At 42.0% G+C, this 23,679-nt stretch carries 20 protein-coding genes; 6 read left to right on the top strand and 14 right to left on the bottom strand.

Going from position 1 to position 23,679, the window contains the following annotated elements; translation table 11 throughout:
- Positions 1–7 precede the first annotated feature (7 nt).
- From KXD93_RS22860 to KXD93_RS22850, 3 genes are read left to right on the top strand one after another with little or no spacing between them, the layout of a single operon-like run.
- Entirely contained in the window at positions 8–1,069 is a 1,062-nt protein-coding gene (locus tag KXD93_RS22860; RefSeq protein ID WP_258139699.1) for a sensor histidine kinase, read from the top strand.
- Positions 1,066–1,761, top strand: coding sequence for a LytR/AlgR family response regulator transcription factor (locus KXD93_RS22855; RefSeq protein WP_258139698.1), 696 nt, complete (start codon positions 1,066–1,068; stop codon positions 1,759–1,761). The genes KXD93_RS22860 and KXD93_RS22855 overlap by 4 nt, the downstream gene beginning before the upstream one ends.
- A 26-nt stretch (positions 1,762–1,787) precedes the next feature.
- On the top strand, positions 1,788–4,055 hold the full coding sequence (locus KXD93_RS22850; RefSeq protein WP_258139697.1) for a CocE/NonD family hydrolase: 2,268 nt from the start codon (positions 1,788–1,790) through the stop codon (positions 4,053–4,055).
- A 58-nt stretch (positions 4,056–4,113) separates the two neighbouring features.
- Here the strand turns inward: KXD93_RS22850 and KXD93_RS22845 are convergent, their stop codons facing one another.
- The 8 genes from KXD93_RS22845 to KXD93_RS22810 form a co-directional block, all read right to left on the bottom strand.
- On the bottom strand, positions 4,114–4,869 hold the full coding sequence (locus KXD93_RS22845; RefSeq protein WP_258139696.1) for a hypothetical protein: 756 nt from the start codon (positions 4,867–4,869) through the stop codon (positions 4,114–4,116).
- Positions 4,870–4,874: 5 nt separating this feature from the next.
- Entirely contained in the window at positions 4,875–7,205 is a 2,331-nt protein-coding gene (locus KXD93_RS22840; RefSeq protein WP_258139695.1) for a family 20 glycosylhydrolase, read from the bottom strand.
- Positions 7,206–7,332: 127 nt separating this feature from the next.
- On the bottom strand, positions 7,333–7,461 hold the full coding sequence (locus tag KXD93_RS22835; RefSeq protein ID WP_258139694.1) for a 30S ribosomal protein THX: 129 nt from the start codon (positions 7,459–7,461) through the stop codon (positions 7,333–7,335).
- 201 nt (positions 7,462–7,662) lie between these two features.
- Positions 7,663–8,619, bottom strand: a complete 957-nt coding sequence (gene trxB, locus KXD93_RS22830; RefSeq protein ID WP_258139693.1) for a thioredoxin-disulfide reductase — start codon at positions 8,617–8,619, stop codon at positions 7,663–7,665.
- Positions 8,620–8,714: 95 nt separating this feature from the next.
- On the bottom strand, positions 8,715–9,716 hold the full coding sequence (locus KXD93_RS22825; protein WP_258139692.1) for a toxin-antitoxin system YwqK family antitoxin: 1,002 nt from the start codon (positions 9,714–9,716) through the stop codon (positions 8,715–8,717).
- A gap of 26 nt (positions 9,717–9,742) precedes the next feature.
- The gene (locus KXD93_RS22820; protein ID WP_258139691.1) at positions 9,743–10,921 is read right to left on the bottom strand and encodes a dipeptidase; all 1,179 of its coding nucleotides are present in this window, start codon (positions 10,919–10,921) and stop codon (positions 9,743–9,745) included.
- A 72-nt stretch (positions 10,922–10,993) separates the two neighbouring features.
- Positions 10,994–11,446 (bottom strand): DUF3592 domain-containing protein, encoded by a 453-nt coding sequence (locus KXD93_RS22815; RefSeq protein ID WP_258139690.1) that lies wholly within the window; start codon positions 11,444–11,446, stop codon positions 10,994–10,996.
- Between the two features lie 86 nt (positions 11,447–11,532).
- Positions 11,533–13,161, bottom strand: a complete 1,629-nt coding sequence (locus KXD93_RS22810) for an acyl-CoA carboxylase subunit beta (protein WP_258139689.1) — start codon at positions 13,159–13,161, stop codon at positions 11,533–11,535.
- Between the two features lie 186 nt (positions 13,162–13,347).
- Between KXD93_RS22810 and KXD93_RS22805 the strand changes: the two genes are divergently transcribed.
- Complete coding sequence (locus KXD93_RS22805) at positions 13,348–14,118, top strand: C1 family peptidase (protein ID WP_258139688.1); 771 nt, start codon at positions 13,348–13,350, stop codon at positions 14,116–14,118.
- Positions 14,119–14,244: 126 nt separating this feature from the next.
- Here KXD93_RS22805 and KXD93_RS22800 read toward each other — a convergent pair whose 3' ends face one another.
- The 3 genes from KXD93_RS22800 to KXD93_RS22790 form a co-directional block, all read right to left on the bottom strand.
- Positions 14,245–14,742 carry a DUF1801 domain-containing protein gene (locus KXD93_RS22800; protein WP_258139687.1) on the bottom strand — a complete coding sequence of 166 codons (498 nt, stop codon included), beginning with the start codon at positions 14,740–14,742 and terminating at the stop codon, positions 14,245–14,247.
- A 905-nt stretch (positions 14,743–15,647) separates the two neighbouring features.
- Positions 15,648–16,187 carry a DinB family protein gene (locus KXD93_RS22795; protein WP_258139686.1) on the bottom strand — a complete coding sequence of 180 codons (540 nt, stop codon included), beginning with the start codon at positions 16,185–16,187 and terminating at the stop codon, positions 15,648–15,650.
- Between the two features lie 5 nt (positions 16,188–16,192).
- Positions 16,193–17,212 (bottom strand): glycosyl hydrolase, encoded by a 1,020-nt coding sequence (locus tag KXD93_RS22790; RefSeq protein ID WP_258139685.1) that lies wholly within the window; start codon positions 17,210–17,212, stop codon positions 16,193–16,195.
- Positions 17,213–17,319: 107 nt separating this feature from the next.
- Between KXD93_RS22790 and KXD93_RS22785 the strand changes: the two genes are divergently transcribed.
- A complete protein-coding gene (locus KXD93_RS22785; protein ID WP_258139684.1) occupies positions 17,320–18,888 on the top strand; it encodes a L,D-transpeptidase family protein in 1,569 nt (522 codons plus the stop codon).
- 60 nt (positions 18,889–18,948) lie between these two features.
- On the opposite strand, the gene KXD93_RS22780 is transcribed toward KXD93_RS22785, so the two are convergent.
- The 3 genes from KXD93_RS22780 to KXD93_RS22770 all read right to left on the bottom strand — a co-directional run bounded on the left by KXD93_RS22780 (position 18,949) and on the right by KXD93_RS22770 (position 23,060).
- Entirely contained in the window at positions 18,949–19,734 is a 786-nt protein-coding gene (locus KXD93_RS22780) for a murein L,D-transpeptidase catalytic domain family protein (protein ID WP_258139683.1), read from the bottom strand.
- Positions 19,735–19,960: 226 nt separating this feature from the next.
- A complete protein-coding gene (locus KXD93_RS22775) occupies positions 19,961–20,539 on the bottom strand; it encodes a nitroreductase family protein (RefSeq protein ID WP_258139682.1) in 579 nt (192 codons plus the stop codon).
- An 88-nt stretch (positions 20,540–20,627) separates the two neighbouring features.
- On the bottom strand, positions 20,628–23,060 hold the full coding sequence (locus KXD93_RS22770) for an alpha-ketoacid dehydrogenase subunit alpha/beta (RefSeq protein WP_258139681.1): 2,433 nt from the start codon (positions 23,058–23,060) through the stop codon (positions 20,628–20,630).
- A 136-nt stretch (positions 23,061–23,196) separates the two neighbouring features.
- On the opposite strand from KXD93_RS22770, the gene KXD93_RS22765 reads away from it, so the two are divergent.
- Entirely contained in the window at positions 23,197–23,595 is a 399-nt protein-coding gene (locus KXD93_RS22765) for a DUF1573 domain-containing protein (RefSeq protein ID WP_258139680.1), read from the top strand.
- The last annotated feature ends 84 nt before the right edge of the window (positions 23,596–23,679 follow it).

Here is a 23,679-nt window from a genome sequence, read left to right as displayed (position 1 = left end):
GCAGCAATTGAAAAACAAGATCACCATATCTCTTTACTGGAAATGCCAGCTTATTGGCTGGTCTGTTGCCGCATTGTATTGGGAATATCGCGGTTTAACCGGCGGTCATTTCAACTGGTTGTTGGGCGTATTACAATTTATTACCGATGTATTCATTTACATCCTGCTTACGCATTTGTATCGCGCCTTTGCTATAAAATACGGTTTTCAAAATTTAAACTTAGGGCAGCTGCTTAAACGGATCGTCCCTTGTGCAATCGCTTTAGGCGTTCTTTATACGCTTGCTACCACTGTTAAATTATATCTATTCCAGTTGTGGTTTACGCCCCATTTATCACAAACTTATGGCCAATTTTTCAAGGATCACGGAGAGGCGATCTTTATTGGGGGCACAAGGTTAATGTCGATATGGTTGCTGGCCTACCACATGTACCACTACGCGCAAAGGGAAATAAGAACGAGCCGTGAAAATGCCAGGTTAGCCATCATTTCGCGCGATGCACAGCTGAATAACCTGTCTGCCCAGCTAAACCCGCATTTCCTATTCAATTCCTTAAATAACATTAAGGCGTTGGTTATCGAAAATCCTAAGTCGGCGCGGAGGGCTATTGATTTGTTATCAGACCTGTTACGTACCAGCCTTTACACCGGTGATGATATGCTGATAAGCTTGGAGGACGAAATCTCTTTAGTCAGAGATTACCTTGAGCTGGAAAAATTAAGGTTTGAAGAGCGGCTGCAATACGAGATTCATTTTGATGAGCATCTTGCTGGTATTAAAGTTCCGAGGCTATCTATTCAAACACTTGTTGAAAACGCCATAAAACACGGTATTGCAAACCTAAAGGAGGGTGGATTGATAACCATTAGCGTGGAAGGAACCTTTAATGGAGTAAAGATTCTTGTTCAAAATCCCGGGAAATTAATCAGTGATGATTCACAAAAAGGTGTTGGCCTTAAAAACCTGGAAGAAAGACTGGAATTACAATACAAGGGCCGCGCAGGTTTTGTAATAAGCGATAATTTGAACGACGTTGTTTTAGCCACCATAATAATTCCATCGGCATGAAAAAAACAACTTTAATAATTGTTGATGATGAGCGCAACGCCCGGGAGGAAATCAAGAAACTACTCGAAAACTATCCCGAACTGGAAATTGTTGGCGAAGCAAAAAATGCCGATGAGGCAAAGCACCTCATCGAGTCAAAACAACCTGACCTGCTGTTTCTTGATATCCAGATGCCGGAGAAATCAGGGTTTGAGCTGCTGGAATCGCTTGATAAGGTACCGCAAGTAATATTTACTACCGCGTACGACCAGTATGCTGTGAAGGCATTTGAGGTAAGCGCAATAGATTACCTGATGAAACCCATCCGCGAAGAACGCTTTGCAAAGGCAATGGAGCAACTAAAGTTAAAGACAAGCACTCCCAATAATGACAGGATTTTTGTTAAGGACAGGCAGCAATACCACTTTATTAGCTGGAGCAAGGTTCATTTAATTGAATCGATGGATAATTATGCGCGGCTTTATTTTGACAATAAGAATGTATTCCTGAAAAGCTCCCTGAACCTGTTAGAACAAAAGCTTGATGAGGCTGTATTTTTCAGAATAAACCGTGCGCAGATCATCAACATAAAATACATCGAAAAAATGACGCCGGCGCCGGACGGCCGACTAAAGCTGCTGCTGAAAACGGGAGATACGCTCGATGCATCGGACAGGCAATCAGTCAAGCTGAAGAAGCTTATGAAAATATAAATCACGTAAACATTTAGTAAAAAATCATGAACAGAAAACTCTGTATGGCATTACTATGCCTTATTATGACAAGCTTTTGCCGGGCCCAATCGCTATCCTTGAAACAGCTAAGTGCACCAGATAGCGTTGGGCTAACTCGCCAAATGCCCTCATTAGCCAATGATATCATCCTGGAATACAAACTAGTTGGTGATAAAAAAGCCTATTTGAACAACCTCTTCAGACTACAGATTGTGGCGGGAAAATATGCAGACGCAATTGCAACTATCAGCTCAATACGCAGCGCATCAAGAGCAGACGGAACTCAATATCCCAATTTGCTTTATAAACAATTTGAGCTTTTTGCACAAGCCCAAATTGATCAACTCGTCACCGGCAACTCTTTCAATAATACCTTTGATAACTTATTTGATACGCTCTTAAAACAACTGGACGATAAAAGTGCGCAGTATATTTATTTTTCGTTTACAACCAGGAACGGCGTTAATGAGTTGAAAAGCGATTTCCAAAAGTCGCTTGTTTCAACAGTAAAAAAAGACAATTTAAATATAGATGAAGCAATAGCGCTTTGTAACAGTTATCTTCTTTTACAAGTCTTGGAAAACATCGACCCTGTAGCCCGGGCTTTGTTTAAAGCGGATGATAACAGGCGGTATATTATTAATGACAGTGTGTTTATAAAAACGAATGATGGTGCTACACTTTCGGGGGTTATGGTGCGGAGGAAGGGAATCCACACGCCACAGCCAACTGCCTTAATGTTCTTTATTTACTCAAACCTCGAACGCAGCCTTTATGAGGCTAAATATGCCGCGGCACACGGTTATGTTGGAATAGTTGCCGATACGAGGGGAAAACGCCTGAGTCCCGACCCTATTGAACCTTATGAACATGAAAGCCGGGATGTAAACACGGTGATCGACTGGATCAGCAAACAGCACTGGAGCAATGGGAAGGTTGGTATGTACGGCGGCAGCTATTCGGGTTATGCCCAATGGGCGGCAACAAAACACATGAACAAGGCGCTTAAAACCATTGTGCCCTATGTGGCCGCCATTCCCGGCCAGGGTTTACCAATGGAGAACAATGTTTTTTTGAATGTAAATTATCAATGGGCATTTTACGTTACCAATAACAAATATGTAGATGACGCGATTAACAACGACAATGAACGCTGGGAAAATCTGCGGAATAAATGGTATACAAGCGGTGTCGCATTCCGAAAAATTGACAGTTTGGATGGCACGCCAAACCCCCGGATGCAAAAATGGCTCAGGCATCCATCATACGATAAATACTGGCAGGATATGGTGCCTTACAAAACAGACTTTGCCAAAATAAACATCCCGGTATTAACCTTCGAGGGCTATTACGACGACGGGCAGATTTCCGGAATGAAGTACCTACTGGATCACTATAAGTATAATCCGAAAGCCAATCATTACCTCATCATAGGCCCCTATGACCATTTTGGAACGCAGCAGGGAGGTTACCCGGTACTCCGGGACTACAGGGTTGATCCGGTTGCGCTGATTCACACCAGGGACCTTGCATTCCAATGGTTTGATTACATTCTTAAAGGCGGTAAGAAGCCGGCGATACTAAAGGACAGGATCAACTATGAAGTGATGGGTGCAAATGTTTGGGAACATGTTCCATCCATCGAAAAAATGAATAACAAAACTTTAAAACTCTATTTAACCAATATCAAAGCCGACAGTAATTATGTATTAAGTGATAAGCAGCCAATAAAAAGAGGCTCGGTTTACCAGGAAGTTAACCTTGCCGACAGGACAACATTTAATAACGATTACTACCCCGATCCCATCATCAAAAAACAACTTGACCGTAGCAACGGCCTTTTTTACATCAGCAAGCCATTTGATAAACCTGTTGAAGTGAATGGCATATTCACCGGAGAATTAAAGGCCATCATCAACAAAAAGGACATGGATATTGGCGTTGTGCTGTACGAGGTGACGCCAAACGGCGAGTATTTTGAACTCTCGTATTATCTCGGCCGGGCGAGTTATGCAAAGGATATGAGCAAAAGGATCTTGCTTCATCCTGGTGTTATGGAAATTATCTCGTTTTCAAGAACCCGAATGGTGAGCCGGCAATTAAGTAAGGGCAGCCGCCTGCTGGTTGTTTTAAATATCGATAAAAACCCTTTCGCACAGGTTAATTACGGTACAGGTAAGGATGTGAGCGATGAAACTATTAAGGATGCAACGGAGCCGCTAAAAATCTGGTGGGGAAACGGAAGTTTTATTAGGGTGCCGGTTATGGAATAAAATAGTTCAAACTATGTCATTGGGGTCTGCTATGCAGCGGAAGCAATGACATAGTTTTTTATTCCTCCCTATGATGTCGTCTTTTCTTCTTTTTATGGTGTTCTTCGGTATTTTTTTTAGACTTTTTAGTGGTTGACGTTTTATTATCAGAAGTTGACGCTTTTACCGGTTCCTTTTGAACACCTTTTACATTGGTTGAGTCTTTAGTTAACTGCTTTATGGAAAGCTCTAGACCGTGCAGATCGTATTCAAACTGGCGTTTTGCGCCTGTTGGTTTGGCCACTTTGGTATTGCCATCGTAAATTGGAAATTCACGGATTAGCTTACCATCCTTTATGTAAAAGTTGTCATCTCCTCTATAACCAGCACGCTGCGATTTATTTAATCTTGGGAATTCAAGCTTATGAGCGCCGCTGTTGTTAAATTCAAAGGCGTACATATTCGTATAGTTAATGGTATCCTTCCCCTTAGCCTGGATTATTATTTCGGGGTTGCCATCAAGATCCATGTCCGAGTTATATGCGTCAACAATATCGCCGACAAGGTCGCCGGTTGTGGTTGTAAATTTGGCAGCAACTGAGTCGGAATGCAGGATTTCGAATGCCCCGGTTTTGGTTGCTCCCCGTCCCCAGCTTAACACATCATAATCCTGTCCCGGCGAAACCTCAACCAGCTTATGGAACCTGAATGGCACCATTACAACCGGCTTTTTAGGGGTAACAACTTTAGCTTCGGGCTTTTTGTCATTCCCGCAGCTTACCATTAACAGGCTGCCAACAAAGGCTGAAAGATATAACTGGTATTTGTTGAACATAATTACTAATTAAACAATGTGTCGGGAGTTACCTCTGCCTTAGGTTTATCCGGGGTTGTGATAAACATTTTTAAATTCCCATTGCTGGTGGCATCAAAATATTTTATAGTGATCCTATGGTATCCTTTTAACAATGCAACCGCACCTCCCTGGTCATACATGTTATGCCTGCCGTCGTTATCAATAACCTGCTGATCATCAATTGATAATGATGATCCGTTTGAAGATGCAGTTGAAAACCCATAAACTCCGTCACTATCAATACGTATTAAGCCGGAATATATTACACCGTAACCCTTCATATTTTTCTTGAAGGCAGTTGTGCTGAATGTAACCGCCACGCCGCTGTCGATAGCTGCAGCTGTACCAAGCTGGGTTACACTATTAAATTCACCTGTATATAATTTGTACTTTAAGCCCTTGTTCACGTTCGATCCGGCAACTGCAGGCTGGGGAACTTTATTGTACACAACAGCCCTTGTTACCTGGCTGCGTTTACCTGACGGCGTTATCACTATAGTTTTTAGCTCACGGTATTGATCGGCAGGTACGTTGTAAGTCATTGGTATGGTGTACTCCATATCGGTTTCACGCGGCGTGTAGCCGTCAATTGTATAATAAACCTTAGCACCTTCAACAGGACTTTTCAGTTTAACGGTTAGTTGGTTACCAAACATAATAGTGTCCTGGGTGCCGATTGCTTCAGGCACCCGGAAGTTGAAACCGCTTTTTTCAAGCACAGCCAGGTGACCGGGCAGGCGGGTATTTGCAAAATCGGTATAGTTTTTCCTGGCCAACGGCGTCCATGAAAGTTCCGAAAGGGCAAGGATTCGTGGCAGAATCATGTATTCAACCTTCTTTTCGGTAGGGATATATTCCGTCCACAAGTTGGCCTGTACCCCCGTAATAAATTTCTGCTGATCCGGGGTTAGCTCATCAGGTGTTGGATTGTACCTATAGATTCTGCTTAACGGATCATATCCCCCAATACTAACAGGCTCCAGGTTTGATTTCCCCTGCTGCTGATCGATATAAAGGCCACCGCTGCCGGGCGTCATTATTACGTTATGGCTTTGTTGTGCAGCCGCAATTCCACCCTCTTCACCGCGCCAGCTCATTACAGTAGCATTTGGAGAAAGGCCGCCTTCAAGAATTTCATCCCAGCCTATCATGCTCCGGCCTTTTGAGTTGATAAACTTCTCTATGCGCTGGATGAAATAGCTTTGTAATTTATCTTCCTTGCTGGACGACTTATCATCAGTTAAACCTAGTTGTTTAATCAGATCCTGGCAAAATTTCGATTTCTTCCAGGCATTCTTTGGTACTTCGTCGCCACCCACATGGATATATTTGCCAGGGAAAAGATCCATTACCTCGGTTAACACATCCTGCAGAAAGTTAAATGTTTTGTCGGACGGTTCATAGATATTATAGAACACACCCCATGTTTCGGCAGCTTTATAAGTACTGGCTAAGGATGGATCGCAACTAAACTCAGGATATGCAGCCATTACTGCTTCCGAGTGACCTGGCATCTCAATTTCTGGAACAATGTTGATATACCTGTCTGAGGCATATTTTACCACGTCGCGAATCTGATCTTGTGTATAATACCCTCCATAAGGTGTATTGTCGAATTGCTGTGGGGTACGGTCGTGGTAATTACCGATAACCGTTTGCGCACGTTGGCTGCTCACCTGGGTTAGTTTAGGATATTTTTTAATTTCGATACGCCAGCCCTGGTCGTCGGTTAAATGCCAGTGAAAGTTATTCAGTTTATAAGCTGCCATCAGGTCGATATACTTCTTTACAAACTCTACCGAAAAAAAGTGGCGGCTTACATCCAGCATTAAACCGCGATAAGCAAAACGGGGATAATCTTCAATTTGTACGCAAGGCAATTTTGCCACTGCATTTCTGTCGGCAGGAATTAATTGGATCAGCGACTGAATTCCATAAAAAAGCCCCGCGCCCTTTCCGGTTATAATAATCTGTTTCGGCGTAATGGTTAAACGGTAGCCACCCTCAGGCAAATTATTGGCACCAAAAGAAGTAAGTATGACGGCATTGGTAACCCCCGCACCGATATTTACTTTAAGCTTAACCTTAAGCATGGCTCTATTTTGCAGGTAATCCTGCAAAAACACAACTGCCTTATTCGTAATGCTATCTGCATAAATCGCGGTCTCCTGGCTCAACACAAATTGACCGGTTGATTTTTTTATGGACACAGGTGCGGGTATTATTCCTGCATTAGGATTGGTATCCTGTGCATTTACAAACCCGGTAAAAAAAACCATGCAAAAGCACAGCGATATAAAAATCCTTTTACGCATACAATAAAATTAGTGGTTTAGTAACGAGGTGGTGAAGATAGCAGATTTTGGAAAAAAACTTCCTTTTACGGGTGTAAAAAATCTGTATCTAAACAAAAAGTCACCCGTTTAAGCGGGTGGCTTTGATTTATTTCTTTTCCTCAGCTGCGACAGCCGCTACAACAGGCTTAGCCTTTTTATGATCGTGGGGCCGGGTATTACCGTATGACCCCATTGCTAATTTTCCCTTGCCTGTTTTTTTATCGCCTTTTCCCATGATATCATTGATTAAGTTAGTTAATGTCGACCGCTGATTTAAACTGATTGTTTTGATTTCGCTGATCTCTCGCAAGGTATAACTTAATAATCGATAAAGTTGTTTTAATAGAGATTATAAAAAACCTTCTCTTTCAACCAATCTGGGTCCCTAATTACTAAAGCCAACTAATCTCTAATCTCCGGTCTCTAATTACTAAACTCAAGCCGTAACCACATGCTCCTTTGCAGCAAGGTACCGTTCCGCATCGATAGCAGCCATACAACCGCTGCCTGCAGCTGTAACAGCCTGGCGATAGATATGATCCTGCGCATCGCCGCAGCAGAACACACCTTCAACATTTGTTGTGGTTGATCCGGGAGTTGTTTTTATATAACCGGTTTCATCCATGTGGATCCAGTCTCTGAATATCTCAGTATTTGGATGATGACCAATGGCCACAAAAAACCCCTGCACCTTTAAGGTTGTTTCTTCGTTTGTTACGTTATTCACAACGGTTACACCTGTAACGCTTTGGCCATCGCCAACTATTTCCTTGGTTTCTGTATTGTAAAGGATCTCGATGTTTGGAGTATTCAATACGCGGTGCATCATGGCCTTCGACGCCCTGAATTCGTTACGACGAACGATCATAGTTACCTTACGGCATAATTTAGCCAGGTAGGTTGCTTCTTCAGCAGCAGTATCACCTGCACCTACAATAGCTACATCCTCGCCTTTAAAAAAGAACCCGTCGCAAGTAGCACATGCGGAAACTCCGAAGCCGCTATATTTTTGTTCCGATTCGAGGCCCAGCCATTTGGCAGAAGCACCGGTTGAAATAATAACAGTATCGGCAGTAATGGTTTTGTGTTCGTCAACAACAACTTTGTGCGGCAAGCTTGAAAAATCAACCGAGCTCACATAACCAAAACGAATGTCGGTTCCTAAGCGCTCTGCCTGCTTACGGAAGTTTTCCATCATTTCGGGGCCCATGATACCTTCAGGGTAGCCTGGGTAATTCTCAACGTCAGTAGTTTGTGTTAACTGACCGCCTGCAAGCAGTCCTGTATACATAACCGGTTTTAAGTCGGCACGTGAAGCATAAATAGCTGCGGTGTAACCTGCAGGTCCGGAGCCTATAATCAGGCATTTTACATGTTCTATATCCTGGGACATTTGTATTTTTAAATTGAAGATCAAAGGTACAAAAAAAGAGGATTTTATTGGTCAGGGCTATGCCATTCTTTAACTATCCGTTATACTTTATCAAACTATTTAAAATCAGGATCACTTGGCCAGGAAATCGCTTCTGCGACTAACCCATTCTGGTATTCCATCGACATACCATTTCCGACTTCTTTTGCCAACATAAAACCAAATCCATCATCTAAAGAGTATTTATTTTCAGATTTCGAAAATATAAATTTATACCTCATCTCTTTGGGGTTGCCATCGTGAATTTCGGGTATGAATCTCGGCATGCTCACCAACTTGGTCAATAAAATGCTATTAATATTGCTAGACAATGAAGATTTAATCAATTTGGGGTTTTTTATTTCTCCCTTATCTGTGACGGTGATCTCGGTTTCTACAGACCAATTTTTTATGGTATCCGGAATATGGAATTTTTGTCTTATATATTTACTAAGGTCTCCAGGAAAATAAGCAAGCTTAATGTGAATGGTCTCTTTTAACAGTTTATCATCTTTATAAAACCGCGTTACTAAAGGTGTTTTTAGCGTGTCGTAACCGTAAAAATTCCATTCGCCTTCTTTTTTATCGTCTGCATAGTTGCCTTCTTCAAGCACATAATCATTAAAATACTTGTGGTATCTGGTGTAGATGCCATTTAATTTATTGTTTTTATATATGTAGGAGCAGCGTTTAGTGTTGCGTTTTTCAAATTCAACCCACATTCCAGTTTTATTTCCATTAGAAAAATACCCCACCTCACTGATATAATTACTTGTATCAGCACGAACTATTCCTGATAAATTAAAAGGGATACTATTTTTAGTATAGTAGACAAACCTGCCATTAGGTATCGTCATAAGTTCATCTTTATATATTCCTTGGTAAATAATAGTATCTCTCATGTTATATTTACGAACACGATAAGTCGAATCATCAATTTTTTCAATTAGATTATAAGCAACAGCATGTTTAGGATCAGCTGTCAACTTACCACCAGAGGTAACGTAAACTTTGCCAGCCTGGCAAAAACCTGATAAAGCAAATAAAATACTTAGCGCAAGAGTTATAAAGAATTTCATTGTGATAATTTCAGTAGCCAATATAGCTATTTTCCCACATTCGCCTTAAACACCCTGATCACATTTCCGCCAAGAATCTTACTTACATCCTTTTCGGAATATCCAAGCTTTAGTAATTCTTCGGTGACTTTTGGATAATCAGTAACGCTGTTCATGCCCAGCGGATATGATTCTGCGCCATCAAAATCGGAGCCGATGCCAACATGGTCAACACCTATCAGTTTGGCTATGTAATCTATATGATGGATCAACAGGCTAAGTGGTGGGCGGATCTTGTCCGACTCTGATTTATATATTTCATTCAACCTGATATTGGCTAAATCGCCATCATGATAAACTTTGGTAAGTGAATCAAGCTCAGCCCGGTGCTGGCGGATAAACGCAGCCGACTTAGCCGAATAGGTGCTATCTACAAATCCGCTGTAAAAATTAACACATACAACGCCGCCGTTTTTCGCAAGCGCCTTCAGCTGATCATCCTTCATATTACGACGGTTGGGATCAATGGCCCATGCGCAGCTGTGCGACGCGATAACAGGTTTGGTGCTGGTAGCAATTACATCGTAAAACGTTTGCTCGCCAACGTGGGAAACATCAACCATAACACCCAGGTCGTTCAGGTGCTTTACTATTTGTTTGCCATAATCGGTTAAGCCAAGATGTTTCAACGAATCCTTTTTAGTGACCTCATCCCTCGCTGATGTTGCCCATGACGTGCTGTTGTTCCAGGTAAGGGTAAGGTAATTCATACCGCGTTTGGCCAGGCTGTCAATATAATCCATCCTATCCTCAATCATGTGGCCGCCTTCAACGCCTATCATCGCTGCCATTTTTTGTTGCTTAACCGCCCTCTTTAATTCCTTTGAGTTATGAACCAGTGTTATTTTTCCTGGGTTCCGGGCAATTAAGGCATATAACGAATCAATTTCCCGATTTGCAAAAGCAAATGCCGTACCGTTACCGTATTCCTCACCACACCAAATGGAAAAGATCTGGCCGTCCAGTCCGCCTTGCTTTGCGCGCACCAAATCGAAGTTACCGGTGGTTTGCAGCTTGCCTACATCCTGTTTAGTGATCAGTATATTGGAAAGAATATCGTTATGGGTATCAATTAAAATTGCCTTTTGATGGATCTGCATCGGGGTTTGGGCAGATGCGGCGATTATGAGCAGCAAAAGCAATGATAAAGGCAACAGTTTTTTCATATTCCTAAAGTAGCAATTATTATAAAGAAATGCTGTTGAAGTTTACAGATCGCTTCTATCAAAAAACTTGCTTTACCTCAAAGACGGATATTGATTTATAAAAAAGTAAATACTTACACCCACAATTAATGCAACACCAACTATCATTACAATTGGCCAAATGAAGCGGCTTTGGTTATCATCTATTATAAAATGCTCAATATCGTTAGTATCGTAAACTATGTTAACCGTGTCACCGATATTGTAGGGTGATGGATTGCTTCCGATGGAATACTTTTTAGTTACCCACTCCTTTTCAAGTGTGACATACCTGATGATCGGGTAATGAAGCCCGTTTCTGCCAGAACTGTCGTTATCGAAACTAATGCTGGTCATGTCCGAGGTATTTTCCATATCAAAGACCACACCCTCAACTCTTTTACCGGTGACCAGTATCTTTTTGTATTCGTTCCATTTACCAAAACCGAACACTGCTAAAAAAGCACCACCTGCAACAATTATAAGTTCATCATAGTTTACGTTCACGAGATCGGGATTTAGGGATTTTAAAGATTTATGAATATAATTATTAGCCGTCTGCAAGGGTCATCTGCACATCAAAAATTCGCACATCAGGTCTGTATTATCCCAACATTAAAAGCCTTTTCAATTGGCGCATGATTTGCAGCCTCAATTCCCATGGAAATTACTGTACGGGTTTCAAGGGGATCGATAATTCCGTCAACCCAAAGCCTTGCCGAGGCATAATAGGGCGTGGTTTGTGAATTGTACCGATCTGTAGTTTCCTTTAGCAATGCATCTTCCTTTTCCTGGTCAACTTCCTCGCCTTTAGCCTTTAAACCGGCTGCCTGCATCTGTACAAGTACCTTTGCTGCCTGTGAGCCACCCATCACAGCTATTTTAGCTGTAGGCCAGGCATAGATTAACCTTGGATCATAAGCCTTGCCACACATCGCATAATTACCTGCACCGTATGAATTTCCAATCACAATAGTAAACTTGGGCACTACAGAATTTGCTACAGCATTCACCATTTTAGCGCCGTCCTTTATTATCCCGCCATGTTCAGACCTGCTGCCTACCATAAATCCGGTAACATCCTGCAGGAACACCAACGGGATCTTTTTTTGGTTACAATTCATAATAAAACGGGTGGCCTTATCTGCCGAATCGGAATAAATAACGCCGCCAAACTGCATCTCGCCCTTTTTTGATTTGACCACTTTACGCTGATTGGCTACAATACCAACTGCCCAGCCATCAATCCGGCCAAGACCGCAGATAATTGATTGCCCATAACCAGCCTTATATTCTTCCAACTCAGAGTTATCAAGCAGGCGTTTTAAAATATCGTTCATATCATAAGCAGCATCCCGGTTTGTAGGCAAGATCCCGTAAATATCCCGGGGATCAAATTTAGGGGCTGCTCCCTTTATCCTATCAAAACCAGCTTTTGGGAAATCACCAATCATGCTCATTATATTGCGGATAGAATCGAGGCATGCTTTGTCGTTGGGGTGTTTATAATCGGTCACGCCCGAAATTTCACATTGCGTAGTAGCCCCGCCAAGTGTTTCATTATCCACATCCTCACCTATCGCCGATTTTACAAGGTATGATCCTGCCAGGAAAACCGAGCCCGTGCCTTCCACAATCATTGCCTCGTCGCTCATGATGGGTAAATAAGCGCCCCCTGCCACGCATGAACCCATAATAGCAGCAATCTGGATAATACCCATACTGCTCATCATGGCATTATTGCGGAAGATGCGCCCAAAATGTTCCTTATCAGGGAAGATCTCATCCTGCAAAGGCAGAAAAACGCCGGCAGAATCCACCAAATAAATAATCGGCAAGCGGTTTTCCATCGCTATTTCCTGCGCACGCAGGTTTTTCTTGGCTGTAATTGGGAACCACGCTCCGGCTTTTACAGTGGCGTCATTTGCAACCACCACGCATTGCCGTCCGGATACATAACCAATGCCGCAAACCACACCACCCGAGGGGCAGCCGCCATGCTCAGCATACATGCCATCGGCCACAAAGGCACCCACTTCCAGCCAGGGTTTATTTTTATCCAGCAGGTAAGCAATACGTTCGCGGGCTAGCATTTTACCCTTTTCCTTTTGTTTGGCTGCAGCCTTCTCGCCGCCGCCCTGGTAAACTTTTTTTAGCCGGGTATTCAACTCGTAAACAAGCTGCTTGTTTATATCTTCGTTCTTATTAAAGTCAATATCCATAGTGGTTTTATAGCGATGTAATTTTAGGTAAAATTGATCATTTAAATTAAGCCATTATTTATTTTACCATTACACACTTTTGTTCTGTTAATTATAAGTACCAATACTTATCAAATTACGTAAAAATACGCTTACCCTTTCGCGATTAACTTGTTAATTTTATCCGTAGAAATTAAACCTAAAACAATGATACAGCAAACCAAACATTATGGCTGGAGCCCCGATCTTCCCGACCATAGAGACATGCAATTTTCCGTTGTACGCCAGGCAGCATTAGCCACGGCTGTTCCAAAATCTGTTGATCTGCGCCCGCAATGCCCACCTGTTTATGACCAGGGTCAGTTAGGATCGTGCACGGCAAACGCAATTGCAGGCGCTTTCCAGTTTGAATTGCTTAAACAAAAACTACCATCATTTAACCCCTCGCGATTGTTCATTTATTACAATGAGCGTGTATTGGAAGGACATGTTAAAGTTGACAGCGGCGCACAGATACGTGACGGTGTTAAATCTGTAGCTACACAAGGCGTTTGCGATGAAGTACTTTGGCCCTATATCATTACCAAATTTGCGGCAAAACCCAAAAAAGCCTTATATACTAAAGCATTAAAAAATAAAGCCATACAATATACCCGCCTTAACAATACCGCTATAAATGAATTGAAGACATGCCTGGCATCTGGCAGCCCATTCGTTTTTGGTTTTACGGTTTATCAAAGCTTCGAGGGCGATGTGGTGGCAAAAACCGGCGTATTAGCTATGCCCGGGAAAAACGAAAGTGTAGTAGGCGGACATGCAGTAATGGCAGTAGGTTATGATGATGCAAAAAAAGCTTTTATCGTTCGTAATAGCTGGGGAAGTAACTGGGGGTTACAGGGATATTTTTACATGCCCTACGCCTATATTACTGATACTAACTTAGCAGATGACTTTTGGACGATTAGCAGTGTAGACTAAAAGGTTCATAGTTGATGGTTCATGGATCATAGCCAAAAGACCAGAACTAATCTCCAATCAACCAGTCTCTAATCTCCACTACAGTTATAGCCGGAGGACAAGACCTAATCTCTAGTCTCCAATAAACTAGTCTCTAATACCCGGCCTCCTTTTAACAGGCGAAATCGATTTAACTATGGTTTCGCCTGTTATTTGTTTTTTTACAGGCTTTTGTCTGGCCACCGAGTTTTCATAAGCTAACTGAAGTAACTGCTTCATATATTCTTCAGGAAAATCGTCCTTGTCCCTTACCCTTAAATAACGGTATTGGCTGCCATTGCCGATTAAAACTTTTTGCGGATCGGGAAAATCCACACCCCGGTTGAAGCCGAAGTTCACATGATCGCTGCAAACAGCTATGCTGCAAAACACATCTCCCGCTTTATCCGTAGGCGACCAGCCGAAAGCCACTGCATTATAGTTGTCGTAAATAAGTTCATTGGTTTCGGGGTACAGGTCCCAAACAAACGCTCTTAGCCATAGAGCAGCAGCCTTTACGCTATCCGGGTAAGGCAGCATAAATTTCATTAAATCGTTAATATTTCCCTTGCCCATTATTATTGTCAAATGTATCGGACTAAACACATCTTATTTATAAAGTTAAACGTACAAGTTATTGAATTATAAAATATTGTCACAATAACCCCAGGTGGCTGTCGCGCTTTTTTTGAAGTATAAAATTACTATTTAATGGATAAAACTAATTTTAAATAAATATGGTGAAAAAATGAAGATTACACGCGTTAAAATTTGACGGAAGGTGCCTCCTGTGAGATAGCATTTGCCCTGGCAGAGTTATTTCTAAGGTTGCTTTTTCGGCATATTGTCTCATTCAGAAATGGGTGTTGGGCTGCTTTTATTTGGAAGATTGCTGATGGCTTTTGCCGGGCAATTTTTGTTGAAGTTGCAGTAATGACGTGTAAATGTTAATTAAGCTAAAAAAAAGGTTCAGGATTTCTCCTGTCTTCCAAATGTCTCTTGTGAGTAATTATTTAACACAGAGATCATAAAGAATGTGCGGATTGAAACTGGGTTCTCTTGCTTAATTATTTCAGCGGATAAAATTTAAAAAACTAATAAATAAATCTAAATTTATGATTCTATTACTATTGACGTACCTGTTCAAAAAATTTGGACACAAACTAAAGCTTGGCGCTCTTTTGCAAAAACCTCGTTATGCCATAGCGCTGCAGCCAATTGGGGTTCAAAATGTATCTGTCATACAGAAATTAAATTCGGGAAACGTTTAGCGATTAAGGCTGATAATTTCTTTGATCGATGAGCATTGACACCGACAGTAGCGGATGCTTTGCAAAAAATTAGCCTGCAATGATGGCGCTTGCAAGGTGAGTTTTAATAATGTGGAGCGATCTGTTTGCGGGCCGGGTGATGTACTCTTTGTACTGGCCGGCGTGGAGCATCGCTTTTAGAAATTTACAAATGACTTTGCCACCTGAGTTATCTTTTGCGGCCCAATGGCGGGGAAGACGCTAAGTAATAAGCCGGGAATCTACATCGTCCTGGTATTTTTCTACCAGTACCTTTACAGTAACAAGTAGTTGCCCGGTATGCCTCATGGTATGTTCGGCGGCGTGTACGTACAACCCAATAATCGTTGATGGCAATTTTGCCCGGCCCACTCCCCTGCTGTCCGTCAGCGTTAATTCGTCAGCATTTGCAAGCTGAATAAGGCAATCATCAACCTGCTTGTTAAATAATTCAATAAAGGTGTTCGTATTATATTCTCCTTTCGGTGGGTGCCCTTCCAGAGCCAGCTCGGTTAATTGTTGTCTGTTTAGTTGTTCGCCTTTTGCATAGGTAAACAGCCTGTTTAATACGCCTGCAAGGTGCTGCAGGTGAAAACCCGGGGATGCCATGCCAGACAATTTCTCCCACAGCAATGCTTCAGGAAAGCCATCCATTAAAGCATTGATCTCTTCGCGGGCCTGTAACAGGGCGTGAGCTACTGGTTGCAGCAAACCAGGTATATTATCAAGCGGCCCACGTAACCAAACTTCCGGTTTATTCATAGCAATTATTTTAATTTGTCCATCATTGCCTTCGCCTCGTCATGACTGAGCGTTTGCGGCAGGTTGTAGATCTCCCGTACTCTATCGTGGGTATTATCAGTCCAAAGCCAACTCGTCCAAACCATAAACCAAGCCCATTGAGGTTGTACCTTTAATATCTCGGCTTTGGGCAGCTCGCCAGTTTCCGTCAACGCTATTGGTTTTCCATTGGCCAGGGCAAGTAAGTCGTTATAATCTTTTTGCTCGTAATCAAAGTGGTAAACATCAGCGCCTAAAATATCAACGTAGTTAGCACCAGGGTAATAGTCCCTGTAATCATAAGCCTCATCGTAAGGGATGTCGCGCAGGCCATTTGCGCCCCAAATCCACAGCAAGTTGTTCAAATGGAAGTAATTGGTATACCTGTCATACATCATCTTCCATAATTTAGCAATGCCATTCTCACCCTTCCTGTTTCCCCACCAAAACCAAACGCCATTCATTTCGTGGTAAGGGCGCCATAAAACAGTTACGCCTGCGTCCCTAAGTTGTTTCAAATAACCTGCTATTACATCAATTTGTGCGAGCCATTTTTTATTAAGATCGGTGCCTGGTGTGGTCAATTCATTCCACTGTGCATCAGTCATTTTGCCCTTTACATTTTTTTCAAAGTCATACGGAGGGTCGTCCGTTGGCTTTCCTTCATGCCACATGAGTGTTACCAAATATCCCTCTTTCGATTTCCTTATCGCTTCCTCTACTATCTGCGGCCCAAGGTCCTTATCGCCCCAATTCATAAAATCGCTTCCCCATACTGCGGGGTATTTGCCGCTAATATTTTTCGCACTGTCTGAAAATACATTCCTGTCGCTGTTATAATTTTGTTGTCCGGATAAAATATACCTGCCTTTTATACTATACAAAAAGTTTAGTGTTTTTTTAACTCCGGCAGTTGCATTCTCATTTACAGGACGTTGATTTTGTGCATTGACGTAAATACTTATGAACAATATTAAAATCAGAACGAAATATTTTTTAGTTGGCATGCTTTTTTATCAGATTATCAATAGATGTTCAAAATTAACAAAAATCTATTATCAAGTAGTTCCGCCAAAATTGCTAATAATGCCTTACCTTTGAGGCCATTAACACTATGATTAAATTTGCCCCGGTAAGAAGAATTGCCAGCCCATTGCTAATTCTTGCTGCCATACTTATCACATTTCAAAGCTGTAAAAAAAAGCGCGACGAGACTGCTACCTTTTTTTTCAAGAAGACACACAATAAAGTTTACCAGGACTATAGTCCGCACGCTTTTGCAGTAGTTTTCAAAAAAGTGTTCTCGCAGGAACGATCAAAGCTTAAACACGCCGATTTTATAGCCGATTACTATCGAAAAAATCATTACAAGCCTGAAATAGTAATGGATCATTTGTTTAACAATGATTTGCTAACTGTATCCGACTATTGCTTTAAAGCCGATGAGCACGGCCTTGACCCATCTATATTTGATGGAGAGCGGCTGAGGGAGCTGGTTTACAACTTTAACAACAAGAGCAAAACAAAAAGCATCGATGAGATCTATCATGATATAGCCGAGATAGAGATCAGCGCCGCTAACTCGTTGATTAACTATTCAAACGCTTTGGAATATGGTGTAGTTAACCCAAAGCTTATTTATCAACGCTATTTTTTAACAACCAAAAGGCCGGATAGCCTGGGCATGCTGCATGTTTTCCATATTAATAACATGCAGAGTTATTTAGACAGCATCCAACCTAAGGACCCGCAATATAAGGCACTGCAAAAAGCCCTAAGCGAAAAATATGAGGCTCCGGGCAGATCGGGCGAGGAGAGCAAACGCATATTGCTGGTTAACCTTGAACGGTTAAGATGGAAGAATAAACCTGCCGAAGACAAATATGTTATTGTAAACATCCCTGATTTTTTCCTTAACGTAATAGATAGCGGCAAATCGGTGTTGAAAATGAAGGTGTGTGTTGGCCAGGGTCGCAATATGGATAATGCTAATAATCTTGCTGCATACAATGATACGTGCAAGGTTGATAATCCTAACGAGCACGAGACGCCCTTATTAAATAGCGTAATTAATTATGTGGAGGTTAACCCAGTTTGGAATATCCCGCAAAGCATTGCCAGCAAGGAAATCTTGAAAGAAGCTGCGGACGACCGTTTTTATTTAGCCAATAAAGGCATTAATGTTTATAAAAACGGCAAACTGGTTGGCAACCCGGAAGAAATAGATTGGACTAAGGTTACCAAGGATAATTCCCCATTTGAGTTTAAACAACAACCGGGCGAGGATAATTCATTGGGCAAAATAAAATTCCTTTTTAAAAACAGAAGTAACGTTTATTTACATGATACACCTGCCAAGTCGGCGTTTTTGAGAAAAATGCGCGCGGTTAGTCATGGATGCGTGCGCCTGGGGGATCCTAAGGCGCTTGCGTTAAATTTATTTGGGCCCGGTGAACGTTATGACGAAATAGTAAAAGACATGGATGACAATAATCCCGACCCGTCGGATATGAATCTGCCAAAGAAAGTTCCTGTTTATATTACCTACGTAACCTGTTGGGCCGACGAAACAGGCGCATTACAGTTCAGAAATGATGTGTACGGACAAGATATTGTGTTGTATGAGCACCTGCAAAAATTCTTGCATCCGGCTACCAGGGTTAATACCTACGGAACAAATTGATAGAGACACAGATTTCACAAACCGATGTTGGTTAATTCGAGTGAATTAGTGCCGTATAATTTACAGGCTTGCCATTACGGCATGATTTGAATCAGGAAAAATGTAGTTTGCTGCCATATCCTCATCCAAAAATATCGAGCTATAACGGTCATCGTTACCATTAATAAACATTACTGTTTTATCTTTTATAGTGTTGATAACCTGCTCGGCAACGTCAAGCGGTACTGCAGGGCAACCATAACTACGCCCAAGCCTGCCTAACATTCCTATTGCATTCTCACCAACATAATCGGCGCCATGAACCACTATCGCCCGCTCACGTGCATTTGAGTTAAAACCGGCATCCATACCATCCAAGCGCAACGACCGGCCATTTTTACCATAGTAAACGTCATCAGTGATATAAAAGCCAAGACTGCTTTGGTGAGAGTCAATCCTGTTTGAGAATGCTGTAGCCATATCGTCACCACTTCCATGGCCATGAGCCACCCAGGTATTTAAAACCAATGCATCATCGATCATATCGATGATCCACATACGCTTTTCTTGGCTTGATTTTGTTAGATCAATAACCGTTAATATTGAGCTAGTTTGCGGCAGCTTATTTGAAGCTTTTAGATTCATGAAGCCGGTAACTGCCTTGTAAAAAACATTAAATTCCAAACCCGATGCCTGCAGATGGCCTGCTTCATAAATGTTTGAAACGTATTTTTCGAGTAATTGCCTGGCGGATAAGCCATTCCTGAAATCGAAGTTATTTTTGATTGGATTAGCGCTTTTCCAGCTAATAGTAGTAATTGCGAGGATCAATAAAATTCCTGTAAAACCGCCAACACGTTTCTTCATTCTTTACCAGTTAAAATCAATAATCAATTAGTGGCCGTTTTTACGTTAAAAAACAGAATTAGGTTCTGATTTTTCGCCACTTTTTACAATTTTTTCATTAAAGATCTTTTTATTTAATAATTAATAAAAACACCTTTAATAAACAATAATATAGCTAAATATTAAGTTTTCATTTAATATTTTAATACAAATGCTATTTATTGTAAACTGAAAAAAAGTTTAATTATTATTTAACCCAGTTAATTTTTTCTTCAATTTCGGTATTTCTTTTCCCTTCCGGATATTCATCGGCATAACCAAAATACAGCACCCCCATTATTGCATCCTCCTCTCCAAAGCCCAAAAACTCTTTAAAGAACGGCCTGAGCGACATGCCACCGGTACTCCAGAACGAAGCAATATTTAAAGCAGTTGCACCTAAAAGCATATTTTGTATGGCACATGACGCCGCAGCAATTTCCTCAAACTGAGGAATTTTAGGCAGATCGCCGCGCTTCATCACTGCTACTACTACATGCGATGCCTTATCTCCCTGGTGTTGTAAGTTATCATAAACAGTTGGGTTAAAGTTATCCCCCATACTGTTTTGTTTATAAAGCTCGGCATGTTGCGCGCAAAACTCCGGGGGATTTTCATAAACTATAAATCTCCATGGTTCGGTAAAGCCATGCGTTGGCGCCCAGTTAGCCAATTCAAGCAACGCTGCGATATGTCCATTGGGAACTTTGTTACCATTCATTGCTTGAGCCTTAACAGTTCGGCGGTTTTTTATAATGCTTGCTATTGTTGCAAAAGAGTTATCCATAGATGTAAAATAAAGCGTCCCGGTTATTTTAACCAGGACGCAAAAGTAAGCTTTTTATAAAAAGGGCAAATTATAAATCTGCTCCTTATCAATAAATAGAAGGAAACCTGTGTGGATCCGTTTCATTCATGATGCTGTAAACTGCTTCAATAATATCGTCGAGCGATGGCTTACTAAAATATCCGCCATCAGATCCGTATGGTGGCCTGTGATGTTTGGCAGTTAGTGTTCTTGGTTGTACATCAAGCGAATAATAGCCCCTCTGTTCCTCAATTACCCGTTGCAAAATGTAAGCGGATGCTGCACCCGGTAAGTCTTCATCAACTATTAACAACTTGCTGGTTTTCTTTAACGAGTTGCCACATACATTTTCGGTATCAAACGGATACAGGGTTTGCGGATCGATAACTTCTATGCTGATGCCCAACTTCTCCAACTCCACCGCGGCTTCCATAACAATGCGGAGCGTAGAGCCATAAGAAATCACCGTAATGTCAGTTCCCGGATTTAATATTTCGGCTTTGCCTAAAGGCACAGTAAATTCACCAACGTTAGCTGGCAAGCGTTCCTTTAAACGGTAACCGTTCAAGCATTCAATAACCAAAGCCGGCTCATCACCACGCAGCAACACATTATACATACCGGCAGCCTGGGTCATGTCGCGCGGAACGCAAATATGCAGGCCACGCATGGAGTTTAATATGAGCCCGAGAGGCGAGCCTGAATGCCAGATTCCCTCCAGCCTGTGGCCGCGTGTTCGAACTATCAACGGCGCCTTTTGTCCGCCGCTTGTACGGTAGCTCAAGCTGGCCAAATCATCACTCAAAACATTTATAGAATATAACAGGTAATCAAGGTATTGAATTTCGGCAATCGGCTTTAAACCCCTCATTGCCAAACCCATGCCTTGCCCTATGATCGTTGCCTCGCGGATACCTGTATCTGTGATGCGCAAATCGCCATATTTGGTTTGGAGCCCGGCAAATCCCTGGTTTACATCGCCAATTGCGCCTACATCCTCGCCAAAGGCAACAATACTTTTATCGCGCTCAAAGTTGGCATCAAAACATGCGTTTAACACCTCTCGACCATCAATAAACTTTGAATCCTCATAATACCTTGCGCTAACATTCGCCACATTTAAAGGTGAATACTGTGTTTCGCTAAATAATTTAGAGTTATACCGCTTGATATTTTTTATATTTTCGCTGGCAAGCCATGTTATCAGTTCCTGCTTTTGCGCTGTATTGTGTTTTACTGTAATCCGTAACGCCTTGCGGATAGCCGCAACAACATCCTTACGCCCAGGGTCAATACAATTCCGCAACTCAGCAATTACCTCATATAGTTGGTCATGCTCAGGCAGATTCTGCGCAAGCCGCTCGATAAGATGCGACGCCTCATTTATTTCAATTACGATTTCGTTACTCAACTCAGCCCACACTTGCTTTTGCACATCCCGTACATATTTTTTGGCGGTAACCTCAAGTGCGTCCATCTCAGCTTCTGTGGCAACCGCGGAGGCTATCATCCATTTACGCATCTGCAGCAGGCAGTCATGTTCCTCTTCCCAGGCAAGCCGTTCCTTTGACTTATAACGTTCGTGCGAACCCGATGTTGAGTGGCCCTGCGGCTGTGTCATCTCTATTACGTGGATCAAAACCGGCACATGCTCGGCACGGCAAAGCGCTATTGCGCGCTCATAAGTTTCGCACAGCGCCACATAATCCCATCCCTTAACTTTATAGATCTCGTAGCCGTTGCTGCCTTTTTCGCGCTGAAAACCTTTTAAAATTTCGGAAATATCTTCTTTGGTTGTTTGCAGCTTAGCCGGGACGGATATCGCGTAAGCATCGTCCCAAACAGAAATAGCCATTGGCACCTGCAATACTCCTGCAGCATTAAATGTTTCAAAAAATAGGCCCTCGGAAGTTGAACCATTGCCGATGGTTCCAAAGGCAACCTCGTTTCCTCTTACCGAAAATTTATCTAAATATTCAAGCTGCTTATTTTGACGATACAGTTTTGAGGCGTAAGCCAATCCCAGCAAACGCGGCATATGACCGCCCGTTGTTGAAATATCAGCCGAACAATTCATGGTTTCAGCCTGGTTTGTCCAGCTTCCGTCCTCGTTTACAAAACGTGTAGCGTAATGGCAATTCATTTGTCTGCCGCCTGATGCCGGGTCCTTTTCGATGTCAGGATAAGCATATAACTGTGCGAAGAATTCGTTCAGGTTACTCATACCCGTAGCGAACATAAAAGTTTGATCGCGGTAGTAGCCCGCACGCCAGTCGCCTTTCTTAAAGGCTTTTGCCATAGCCAGTTGTGCAACTTCCTTACCATCGCCAAAAATTCCAAACTTAGCCTTACCCGTGAGCACCTCCCTGCGACCAATCAAACTCGCCTGCCTGCTTTCGTAGGCAATGCGGTAATCCTGGATCACAATCTTCTTAAAATCTTCAAAACTGAGCTCAGCGGTATTTAATTGACCGGTAACGTTAATTGCAGTTTCGGGCATATAATATTTTGTTTAGACAGCAAAACTATAAAATTCTATTCTGTAATTGGCATTATTGCATATAAAACATGGAGTTTAACGAATAGTTTTATAATTACATTAAACCTTTTATATTTGTAAAAATCAAAGATACATTATGAAAAAGATTTTATTAATATGCGCAGTAATTTTAGGTTTTGCTTTTACTGCATCTGCACAAGATAGTGAAAAACCTGTATTTAAATTCAACGAGGAAAAACACGATTTTGGCAAGATCCCGCAAGGCACACCTGTTACCACGGTATTTGAATTTACTAACGTTGGTAAGGAGCCACTTATTTTAACGGATGTTAGGCCAACCTGCGGTTGCACCATTGCTGATTTTACTAAAACTCCTGTTAAAGCAGGCGAAAAAGGAACTATTAAAATCACCTACAACGCAGCTGTGGCAGCACCTTTTAATAAACCGATCGTGGTAACTTCGAACGCTTCCATCCCGCAAAAAACAATAAATATTGTTGGCGAGGTAGTTGCAAAACCAGCGAGCACGAATTAAGAGACTTCCCCGTTTAAAAAGACATTTAAAGACGCGATTACCTCGCGTCTTTTTTATTTCCCGTAAGTCCCAAACTTCTTCTTT

This window comes from Mucilaginibacter phenanthrenivorans, from assembly GCF_024721155.1.
Classification (GTDB): Bacteria; Bacteroidota; Bacteroidia; order Sphingobacteriales; family Sphingobacteriaceae; genus Mucilaginibacter; species Mucilaginibacter phenanthrenivorans.
Note: the sequence above shows the minus strand (reverse complement) of the source record. Positions and strands in the feature narration are given on the sequence as shown.

Bases quoted from the DNA above. Each gene is read 5' to 3' on its own strand.
- KXD93_RS22855 (WP_258139698.1), top strand. From the start codon at position 1,066: ATGAAAAAAACAACTTTAATAATTGTTGATGATGAGCGCAACGCCCGG.
- KXD93_RS22850 (WP_258139697.1), top strand. From the start codon at position 1,788: ATGAACAGAAAACTCTGTATGGCATTACTATGCCTTATTATGACAAGC.
- KXD93_RS22845 (WP_258139696.1), bottom strand. From the start codon at position 4,869: ATGTTCAACAAATACCAGTTATATCTTTCAGCCTTTGTTGGCAGCCTG.
- KXD93_RS22840 (WP_258139695.1), bottom strand. From the start codon at position 7,205: ATGCGTAAAAGGATTTTTATATCGCTGTGCTTTTGCATGGTTTTTTTT.
- KXD93_RS22835 (WP_258139694.1), bottom strand. From the start codon at position 7,461: ATGGGAAAAGGCGATAAAAAAACAGGCAAGGGAAAATTAGCAATGGGG.
- trxB (WP_258139693.1), bottom strand. From the start codon at position 8,619: ATGTCCCAGGATATAGAACATGTAAAATGCCTGATTATAGGCTCCGGA.
- KXD93_RS22825 (WP_258139692.1), bottom strand. From the start codon at position 9,716: ATGAAATTCTTTATAACTCTTGCGCTAAGTATTTTATTTGCTTTATCA.
- KXD93_RS22820 (WP_258139691.1), bottom strand. From the start codon at position 10,921: ATGAAAAAACTGTTGCCTTTATCATTGCTTTTGCTGCTCATAATCGCC.
- KXD93_RS22810 (WP_258139689.1), bottom strand. From the start codon at position 13,161: ATGGATATTGACTTTAATAAGAACGAAGATATAAACAAGCAGCTTGTT.
- KXD93_RS22805 (WP_258139688.1), top strand. From the start codon at position 13,348: ATGATACAGCAAACCAAACATTATGGCTGGAGCCCCGATCTTCCCGAC.
- KXD93_RS22795 (WP_258139686.1), bottom strand. From the start codon at position 16,187: ATGAATAAACCGGAAGTTTGGTTACGTGGGCCGCTTGATAATATACCT.
- KXD93_RS22790 (WP_258139685.1), bottom strand. From the start codon at position 17,212: ATGCCAACTAAAAAATATTTCGTTCTGATTTTAATATTGTTCATAAGT.
- KXD93_RS22785 (WP_258139684.1), top strand. From the start codon at position 17,320: ATGATTAAATTTGCCCCGGTAAGAAGAATTGCCAGCCCATTGCTAATT.
- KXD93_RS22780 (WP_258139683.1), bottom strand. From the start codon at position 19,734: ATGAAGAAACGTGTTGGCGGTTTTACAGGAATTTTATTGATCCTCGCA.
- KXD93_RS22775 (WP_258139682.1), bottom strand. From the start codon at position 20,539: ATGGATAACTCTTTTGCAACAATAGCAAGCATTATAAAAAACCGCCGA.
- KXD93_RS22770 (WP_258139681.1), bottom strand. From the start codon at position 23,060: ATGCCCGAAACTGCAATTAACGTTACCGGTCAATTAAATACCGCTGAG.
- KXD93_RS22765 (WP_258139680.1), top strand. From the start codon at position 23,197: ATGAAAAAGATTTTATTAATATGCGCAGTAATTTTAGGTTTTGCTTTT.